General features: G+C 72.6%; 6 protein-coding genes. All 6 read right to left on the reverse strand.

Annotation, left to right across the window (positions count from 1 at the left end):
* Positions 1-879 precede the first annotated feature (879 nt).
* Positions 880-2,235, reverse strand: a complete 1,356-nt coding sequence (gene ccrA, locus ABZ340_RS33650) for a crotonyl-CoA carboxylase/reductase (RefSeq protein ID WP_358785677.1) — start codon at positions 2,233-2,235, stop codon at positions 880-882.
* A gap of 71 nt (positions 2,236-2,306) precedes the next feature.
* The gene (locus ABZ340_RS33655) at positions 2,307-2,966 is read right to left on the reverse strand and encodes an ATP-dependent Clp protease proteolytic subunit (RefSeq protein ID WP_358785678.1); all 660 of its coding nucleotides are present in this window, start codon (positions 2,964-2,966) and stop codon (positions 2,307-2,309) included.
* Positions 2,967-3,097: 131 nt separating this feature from the next.
* On the reverse strand, positions 3,098-6,517 hold the full coding sequence (locus tag ABZ340_RS33660; protein ID WP_358785679.1) for an amino acid adenylation domain-containing protein: 3,420 nt from the start codon (positions 6,515-6,517) through the stop codon (positions 3,098-3,100).
* Entirely contained in the window at positions 6,514-6,837 is a 324-nt protein-coding gene (locus ABZ340_RS33665; protein WP_358785680.1) for a hypothetical protein, read from the reverse strand. The genes ABZ340_RS33660 and ABZ340_RS33665 overlap by 4 nt, the downstream gene beginning before the upstream one ends.
* A complete protein-coding gene (locus ABZ340_RS33670; RefSeq protein WP_358785681.1) occupies positions 6,816-7,613 on the reverse strand; it encodes an alpha/beta fold hydrolase in 798 nt (265 codons plus the stop codon). The genes ABZ340_RS33665 and ABZ340_RS33670 overlap by 22 nt, the downstream gene beginning before the upstream one ends.
* Complete coding sequence (locus tag ABZ340_RS33675; RefSeq protein ID WP_358785682.1) at positions 7,610-7,840, reverse strand: MbtH family NRPS accessory protein; 231 nt, start codon at positions 7,838-7,840, stop codon at positions 7,610-7,612. The genes ABZ340_RS33670 and ABZ340_RS33675 overlap by 4 nt, the downstream gene beginning before the upstream one ends.
* Positions 7,841-7,906: the final 66 nt, after the last annotated feature.

Genomic DNA, 7,906 nt, shown 5'->3' on the forward strand with positions numbered 1-7,906 from the left:
CCCTCGGGCCCGGTGACACCACCCCCCAGGTCATCCGTTCGACAGGGGGCAACAGTCATGCCGGGCCCGGAGGCCAGCAGCCCTCTTGCAGGACCACGAAGAAGATAATGGGGCATGGATCTTGGTCTCGACTGTCGGCTATGACGCTCGTTTGACGCTCTGGGCGTCCCTATACAGACCGATGAGCCGAGAAAGTGCATCTGACCTGGGCTTTTCTGTGACCCGCCCAGGCCAACGTCTTTCCCATGACGCATCACGTGGAGTGCGTGGCGATTCTGGAGCCCGCTGCAAAGGCGTCGTGACCTGCGGTTTCCTTGGGTCGCTCGGGAAGGGTCAGGTGCGCTCGACCTGCTTCCCGAAGTGCACCACGTGAACCACGGCAGATGCGCCTGCAGGGCGCTGACCTGGCGCTTCGCGAGTCGCACCGAGCGCCGGACGCGCCCTGTCCGGTCCGGGCTCTCCCCGGTGGCGAGTGACCTTGACGCTCGGCCGACGCTCATTCCGACGGCCTGGCAGGGCTCCTTGCGGGGGTGTGCAGCGGGCCGGCGTCCCGCCCATCGCCTTGACCCAGCATGATCGGCACAGTGCCGGCGACCATCACCGCCGTGCCAGGATGGAACTGTCCTGCGAGGCGGTGCCCGCTGCGGGTGGCTCTGCGGTGGCAGCGGGGCCGCACCCAGGACGCGGCCTCACACCCGGCGTTCGAACACTACCCCCGGATCGCCGGGCGCCTCCTCCAGCGGCTGACCGCCCCGGTCCACCACACGGACGTGTGCCGCACGGGCTGGTTCGAGTGCAGTGATGAGGCGCGGGGCGGGGACGTCTGTGCCGAGGCCGTTCGGAAAGAGGAACTCAGTACTTGTTCCCGGGCGGATGGCTCTATTTCTCGGGTAGGCGGAAGCGGTTGATGGCGTCGATGTGCCGGGCGCGCATCTCGTGGTCGCGCACGCCCAGGCCCTCCTCCGGCGCCAGGCAGAGCACGCCGACCTTGCCCTGGTGGAGGTTGCGGTGGACGTCGTACGCCGCCTGGCCGGTCTCCTCCAGGGTGTACGTCTTCGACAGCGTCGGGTGGATCTTGCCCTTGGCGATGAGGCGGTTGGCCTCGTAGGCCTCGCGGTAGTTGGCGAAGTGCGAGCCGATGATCCGCTTCAGCGACATCCACAGGTAGCGGTTGTCGTACTCGTGCATGTAGCCCGAGGTGGAGGCGCAGGTGGTGATGGTGCCGCCCTTGCGGGTGACGTACACGGAGGCGCCGAAGGTCTCACGGCCCGGGTGCTCGAAGACGATGTCGATGTCCTCGCCGCCGGTCAGCTCGCGGATGCGCTTGCCGAAGCGCTTCCACTCCTTGGGGTCCTGGGTGGTCTCGTCCTTCCAGAACCTGTAGCCCTCGGCGGTGCGGTCGATGACGTGCTCGGCGCCCATCTTGCGGCAGATCTCGGCCTTCTCCGGGGAGGAGACGACACAGATCGGGGTGGCGCCGCCGGCCAGGGCGAACTGGGTGGCGTAGGAGCCGAGGCCGCCGGAGGCGCCCCAGATCAGGACGTTGTCGCCCTGCTTCATCGCCGCGCCGTTGCGGGAGACCAGCTGGCGGTAGGCGGTGGAGTTGACCAGGCCGGGGGCGGCGGCCTCCTCCCAGGTGAGGTGCTTGGGCTTGGGCATCAGCTGGTTGGTCTTGACCAGGGCGATCTCGGCGAGGCCGCCGAAGTTGGTCTCGAAGCCCCAGATGCGCTGCTCGGGGTCGAGCATGGTGTCGTCGTGGCCGTCGGGGGACTCCAGCTCGACGGAGAGGCAGTGGGCGACGACCTCGTCGCCGGGCTGCCAGGCGTTGACGCCGGGGCCGGTGCGCAGGACGACGCCGGCCAGGTCGGAGCCGATGATGTGGTACGGCAGGTCGTGGCGCTTGGTCAGCGGGGAGAGCTTGCCGTAGCGCTCCAGGAAGGCGAAGGTCGGCACCGGCTCGAAGATCGACGCCCAGACGGTGTTGTAGTTGACCGAGGAGGCCATGACGGCCACCAGGGCCTCGCCCGGCCCGAGTTCGGGCACCGGGACCTCCTCCACGCGTAATGATTTGCGGGGGTCCTTCTCGGCGGACGGGATGCCCGCGAACATCGTTACGTCCTCGCGGTGCAGCGTCACTGCCCGGTAGTGGTCGGGTAGGGGTATCGCGCTCACTTCGGCGGCGCGGTCCACGCCGTCCGGCGCGGCAGCCGCGAGAGATCGGAGAAAGTCTGTCATGGGGTTCCTCTGAAGACTCGCTGTTCGGCGCAAGGCGTTGCGGAACGGCCGCAGCGCCGGAGCCCGGCAGGTCAGACGGCGCTCATGGAGTCGGTGCGCGTGGTGAGGATCTGGTCGATCAGGCCGTACTCCAGCGCTTCCTGCGCGGTGAGGATCTTGTCGCGCTCGATGTCCCGGCTGATCTCGTCGACCTCACGGGTGGAGTGCTTGGCGAGCATGGTCTCCAGCTGGTCGCGCATACGCATGATCTCGTTGGCCGCGATCTCCAGGTCCGACACCTGGCCCTGGGTGGTGCCGCTGTAGGGCTGGTGGATCAGCACCCGGGCGTGCGGCAGCGCCATCCGCTTGCCGGGCGTACCGGCAGCCAGGAGCACGGCCGCTGCGGACGCCGCCTGGCCGATGCAGACGGTCTGGATGTCCGGCTTGACGTACTGCATCGTGTCGTAAATAGCCGTGAGCGCGGTGAAGGAGCCGCCCGGCGAGTTGATGTACATGGAGATGTCCCGGTCGGGGTCCATCGACTCCAGGCAAATCAGCTGCGCCATGAGGTCGTTGGCCGAGACGTCGTCGATCTGCGCCCCGAGGAAGATCACTCGCTCCTCGAACAGCTTGGCGTAGGGGTCGTACTCGCGGACGCCCTGCGCGGTCCGTTCGGCGAATCGGGGGACGATGTAACGCGCTTCCGGAGTCGGCACGTTCGGCAGGGTGGTCTGCGTGCGCTCAGCGGCCACTCTTCTCTCCTCCTGAGTCGTCGGCACGTGGTTCACCTGGTGTACGCGCCATGTAACGGATTGATGACTCTACCCGAATGCGTTCTACCGGGAGTCTGGGCCAGGCCGTTGTTCGCTCTGGGCCAATCACGTCAACTCCCGTGCCCAGGTGGGTAGATGCGTGCGGTGCGGCGGCGGGCGGCGAGGCCCAGGGCCGCCCGTCGGCGGTCCTTCCAGGCGCCGTCCACGCTCTTTGCACCTCGCGCGCCCGGCGTGCCGGCCGTGTCGCCGTCCGGGGTGCCCGCCGCGTCGAGGTACGCGGCGAACGCGGCCACTGTCGGGTACTGGAAGACGGCGACGACCGGGATGTCCCGGCCCAGCGCCTCGTTGAGCCGGGCACGCACCCGCAGCGCCAGGAACGAGTGCCCGCCCAGGTCGAAGAAGTTGTCGTGCGCACCGACCCGCGCCACGCCCAGCACCTCCTGCCACACGGCGGCCACCCGTTCCTCCGACGGCCCGCGCGGCGGTGCCGTCGGCGCCTCCTGCCGGGGCGCGGGGAGCGGTGCGCGGGCGAGTTCCCGGCGGTCCACCTTGCCGTGCGCGGTCAGCGGCAGCGCCTGCCGCACGACCAGGTGCGCGGGCACCATGTACGACGGCAGCAGCTTCCGCAGATGTCGGCGCAGTTCGTCGGCCGAGGGCCCGGTGCCCGCGTCAGGCACCACGTGGCCGACCAGGGCGGCCCCGTCCGCGCCCTGGTGCAGGGTGACCGCCGCATCGGCGACGGCGGGGTGCGCCCGCAGCGCTGCCTCCACCTCCCCCGGCTCGATCCTGAAACCCCGGATCTTCATCTGGTCGTCGCAGCGGCCGAGGAACTCCAGCGTGCCGTCCGGCAGTCGGCGCACCCGGTCGCCGGTGGCGTACAGCCGGGCTCCGGGGCGGCCGGAGAACGGGTCGGGCACGAAGCGCTCGGCGGTGCGGCGCGGATCATCGAGGTAGCCGCGGGCCACCTGGTCACCACCCAGGTACAGTTCACCGGCAACGCCGACCGGGACCGGGCGCAGCCGGCCGTCCAGAACGTGGGCGTGTACCGCCGCGGTGGGCCGGCCGATGTCCGGTCGTCGTGCGGGCGCCCCGTCGCCGGTGGAAGGGGCCACCGGTCCCGCGGTGGCGACCACGGTGTTCTCCGTAGGCCCGTAGTGGTTGTACAGCCGGTAGGGCGCACCGGGGGCAGGGCGCGCGGTGAGGGCGTCACCGCCGGTGAGCAGGGCGCGCAGCGGCGCGTCGGCCGGGAAGGGCTCGGCGAGGACGGCCTCCGCCAGCGGTGTCGGCAAGAAGCACACCGTGATCCGGTGCTCTGCCAGGAAGCGGGCCAGGCGGGCCGGGTCGGCGCGGGTCGCGTCCGACGGCACGTGCAGCTCCGCTCCCGAGGCCAGGGCGGGCCACATCTCCCAGACCGCCGCGTCGAAGCCGGGACTGGCGACCAGTGTCGAGCGGTCGCCGGGACCGAGGGCGTAGGCGTCGCGGTGCCAGGCGGCCAGGCCGGCCAGCGCCCGGTGCTCGACCGCCACGCCCTTGGGGCGGCCGGTGGAGCCGGAGGTGTGCACCACGTAGGCCAGGGCGCGCGGATCGAGCCGCGGGACCGGCACGCCGGTCACCGGTGCGGGTTCGCCGTCCAGAACGTCCTCCACGCACAGCACGTCGGCGCGGCCCATCGGGAAGCGCGTGCGCAGATCGCGGTCGGTGACCAGCAGCCGCAACCCCGCGTCCTGCCGGATCGCGGTGAGCCGGTCCGGCGGGTACTGCGGGTCCAGCGGCACGTAGGCCGCACCCGTCAGCGTCACCGCCAGCGCGGCGACCACCTGTCCGACGGACCGCTCCAGGCAGACGCCCACCAGCTGCTCCGGCCCGGCGCCCAGCGCGCTCAGCCGCCGGGCGAGCACCTCGGCGTACCCGACGAGCGCCCCATACGTCAGCGACCGCGCCGGGTCGGCCACCGCGAGGGCGCCGGGGGTCTGCCGGGCCCGCCGCACCACCTGCGCGGGCACCGGCTCGCGTGTCGCCTCGCCCTCCGGCAGCACGGGGCCGCGCGCCGCCTCCAGCAGGGCCGCGTGCTCGCCCGGGGCGAGCAGGGGCAGGTCGCTCAGGTGGCGCGCCGGGTCGTCCGCGACGGCGCGCAGTACCGTCAGCCAGTGGCCGGCGAACCGGGCGGCGGTGTCGGCGTCGAACAGCTCGGTGCTGTACTCCACCTCGCCGCGCAGTCCGCCGTCCGCCTCCAGCAGGGTCAGTCCCAGGTCGAACTTGGCGGTGTCACCGGCCATGTCCAAGGCGCGCACCGAGACGTCCGCCATGCGCAGCTCCTGGAACGGCGGCACGTTCTGCAGGGTGAAGGAGCACTGGAACAGCGGGTGCCGACTCGGGTCGCGGCCCTGCTCCAGCCGTTCCACCAGCAGCTCGAACGGCGTGCCCTGGCGTTCGAACGCGTCCAGGGCGGTGGCCGCCGTACGCTCCAGTACGGTGGTGAAGTCCGGGTCGCCGGACAACTCCGCGCGCAGCACCAGGGTGTTGGCGACCAGGCCCGCCAGGCCCTCGAGGTGCGGTGAGGTGCGGCCCGCCACCGGAGTGCCGACCGCGAAGTCGTCCTGTCCGCTCCACCGGTGCAGGACCACCTGGTAGGCGGCCAGCAGCACCATGAACAGCGTCGTCCCGGTCCGTGCCGCCAGCGCTCGCAGCCGCCGGGTCAGCTCCTCGGAGACGGTGAGCGGGTGCCGGGCGCCCGCCCAGCCCTGCACGGCCGGCCGGGGCCGGTCGGTGGGCAGTTCCAGGGCCGGCACCCCGCGCAGCCGCTCCGTCCACCAGTCCAGCTCCGCCCGCGCTTCCTGCCCGGCCAGCCGGTCCCGCTCGGCGAGCGCGTAGGCGGTGTACTGAAGGGCCGGCGGGGCGGGCGCGGCCTCCGGGCGGTCCAGGCGGCGCGCGTCGTACAGGGCGGCGCACTCGCGGACCAGCAGGCTCAGCGTCCAGCCGTCCACCAGGATGTGGTGCAGCGTCAGTACCAGACGGTGCAACTCGGGTTCCAGCCGCAGCAGCCGGGCCCGGACCAACGGGCCGCGGGCCAGGTCCATCGCTTCCTGGGACTGGGCGGCCGCCGCCTCGCGCAGCAGCTGGGCCCGTTCCCCGGGCACGAGCCGCGTGAGGTCCTCGATCATCGGCTGCAACGGGAACGGTTCCCCGACGACCTGCACCGGCTCTCCGTCGCGCTCGGCGTAGGTGGTGCGCAGCGCCTCGTGGCGGCGCACCAGCTCGCTCAGCGCCCAGCCGAGCGCGTCCGCATCGAGCGGACCGCGCAGCTCCAGCACGGCCGGGACCAGATAAGCCGGCGAGCCGGGCCGGTAGCGGTCCAGGAAGTACAGGCGGCGCTGCGCGGACGAGGCGGGCACCGGACCGGCGGGGGCGGGCGCCGCCGGTGCGGCCGGTGCGGCCGGTGCGTCCGCACCGGCCCGCAGTCGGCGCGCCAGCAGCGTGCGCTGGGCCGGCGTCAATGGCGAGCGGGGCGCCGGCGGCGGGGCGGTGGTCACCGCTCGTCCTCCTCGGGCAGGGTCAGGCGCCGGGTGCGGCGCACACCGTCCAGTTCGCGCACCGCCTGGGTGAGCGTGGCGCTGAACACCTCGGTCTCTCCTCGTTCGTGCATGGTGGCCAGTGCGTCCCGCAGTGCCTCCGCCTCACGCAGCAGGCTCTGGGCGGCGCGCAGCGCACCGTAGGTGTGCTGCGCGCGTGCCGGGTTGATCCGGCCGAGCGCGTCGAGGACGGCCAGATAGTGGTCGACGAACGCGCTCTCGGCACTGGTCAGCGGCGGAAGCTGGGGCGGTTTGTCCGTCACGCGGCCGCTCCCGCGCATGCGGGCACGGTCAACCGGGCCAGGACCTCGTCGGCGTGCGAGGCGACGAAGAAGTGCCCGGCGTCCAGCAGCCGGTACGTGAACGCGTCGGCCGCGACCTCTTCCCATGCGGCCACGTGTGCCGGTTCGACCAGCGGGTCCCGGGCCCCGGCGAACGCCAGCAGCGGGCAGCGCACCGGCTGCGGCGGCAGCGTCGGCCGGTAGGCGTCGAACAGGGTCAGGTCGGCCTCCAGCACCGGAAGGATCACATCGAGCAGTTCCTCGTTGCGGAAGACCTCCTCGGGTGTGCCGCCGTAGCCGCGCAGGACCTCCACCAGCTCCGCCCGGCCGTACCCCTCGGGCAGCCGCGGCGGGATCGCCTCCCGGCACTGGGGCGCCGCCGTCGCGCCCACCGCCAGGTACAGCGGCTGCGGCACGCCGAGCGCGGTCAGCTCGGTGTACACCTCGTAGGCGAGCAGGCCGCCCATGCTGTGCCCGTACAGGGCCCACGGCAGGCCGTCGGCGAGCAGCGGCCGCAGGGTCTCGACGACCTCCGCGACGGCGGAGCGCGCCGAACGGTGCGGCGGCTGCCCCATCCGGGACTCGCGGCCCGGCAGCCGCACCGCGCACACCTCGACGTCCTGCGGCAGCCGCGCCAGCCACGGCGCGTACGCCGAGGCGCCGCCCCCGGCGTGGTGCAGGCAGACCAGCCGGTGCCGCGGCCGGCCCGCGGCCGGCCGCAGCAGCACCCGGTCGGGGAAGGGGAGGGCGCCGCCCGCCCGTGCGGTGACCGTCATCCGTCCGCTCCTTCCGCGGCGCCCGCCAGCGCCTCGCGCAGGCTGCGCGGCCGCATGTCCGTCCACAGTTCCTCGATCCGGTCCAGGCAGTACTGGCGCGTGCCGCGCTCGCCCGCCTCCCGCCAGCCGGCCGGCAGCTCCCGGGCGGTCGGCCAGATCGAGTACTGCTCCTCGTCGTTGAGCACGACGGCGTACTCGTCGAAGGGGTCCCGTTCGTCCGTGGTCATCGGTGTTCCTCCTCGTGTGCGTGGGATCGTTCCCGGGTGTGCGTGAGCGGCCGGGGGCCGGCCGCC

This window comes from Streptomyces sp. NPDC006134 (genome assembly GCF_040628835.1).
Classification (GTDB): domain Bacteria; phylum Actinomycetota; class Actinomycetes; order Streptomycetales; family Streptomycetaceae; genus Streptomyces.